Annotated in this window: 1 protein-coding gene; it reads right to left on the bottom strand. The window is 41.6% G+C overall.

The features are described 5' to 3' along the window. Nucleotides 1–1,262 (bottom strand): histidine ammonia-lyase (gene hutH, locus V7147_RS19810; protein ID WP_335369539.1); only part of this gene is annotated, 1,262 nt, incomplete at its 3' end. Nucleotides 1,263–1,363: the final 101 nt, after the last annotated feature.

Here is a 1,363-nt window from a genome sequence, read left to right as displayed (position 1 = left end):
GAGCCGATTGTTCCCATGCTCACATGGTCCTCTTGATTGGCAGAAGACGGGATTGAATCTACACTTGCAGGGTGGGCGAGTGTTTTATTTTCAGACACGAGTGATGCTGCGACATATTGCATAATCATTGCACCCGATTGTAAACCTGGTTGAGCACTTAAGAACGGTGGCAAATCATTTAGCTGTGGGTTTACGAGTCTTTCAATGCGTCTCTCTGAAATACTTGCAAACTCAGCAACTGCTATTTTCATAAAATCCATTGCAATCGCGATTGGCTGACCATGGAAATTTCCACCTGAAATAACCAAATTCCCATCTTCAAAAATTAGCGGGTTATCTGTGGCTGCATTCATTTCAATTTCTAGTTTTTCTTTTACATAGTCTAACGCTTGCCAGGAAGCGCCGTGCACTTGTGGAATACAACGTAAGGAGTAAGCATCCTGAACCCGCTTTTCTCCCTGTCTTGTAATCAAATGGCTTCCCGATAAAAGGTCGCGAATTCTTTTTGCCACATCCATTTGCTGTTGGTAACCACGAGCCTCATGTATAGCTGGATGGAAGGCATCAATGATTCCTTCTAGTCCTTCAAGTGTTAGGCTAGCAATCATTTCACTTTGTAAGGCAAGTTGTGAAGCTTCTAACCAATTGATCACTCCCATTGCGGTCATTGCTTGGGTGCCGTTGATTAACGCAAGACCCTCTTTTGACTGCAAGAGCACTGGCTGAATGCCCTCCTTGTTAAAAACTTCTCTGGTCGGGAAAATTTTCCCTTTATAATGCACCTTTCCTTCCCCAATGAGCACAAGAGCCAAATGTGAGAGTGGCGCTAAATCTCCGGATGCCCCGAGTGAACCCTGTTGTGGTATAACCGGATGTATTTTCATATTTAATAAAGTTACCAGTCTTTCAGCAATGATCGGACGAATTCCAGAAAAACCTTTTAATAGTGCATTCAACCGAAGTAAAACCATTGCTCGTGAAACAACTTCAGGGAAAGGTTCACCAACACCACAGGCATGGGAGCGAATTAAATTAAGCTGTAAACCATTCACATCATCATCTGCAATGATGACATCACTAAATTTTCCAAAGCCTGTATTTATTCCGTAAATGGTCCTTTTATCACCGACAATTTTTTCAACAGCTTTTCGGCTTTGCTCTACTTTTCGTATTGATTCTTTGCTAATTATGACTTGTTCAAAGTCATAACAGATCCGTTCGACTTGTTCTAAAGTTAAAGAATGCCCAGTTAACTCAACCATACATCATCCCCCTAAATATTTATGTGTCCGGAACATATTCTAGAAATGAGTCAATAAAATCAAATACGCTTTGGCTTATTCGCACCCGATTTTTAGGCCCA

The organism is Bacillus sp. JJ1521 (assembly GCF_036965165.1).
GTDB lineage: Bacteria > Bacillota > Bacilli > Bacillales > Bacillaceae_L > Ferdinandcohnia.
The sequence above is the reverse complement of the archived record's forward strand: the minus strand, read 5'-3'. Positions and strand labels throughout refer to the sequence as shown.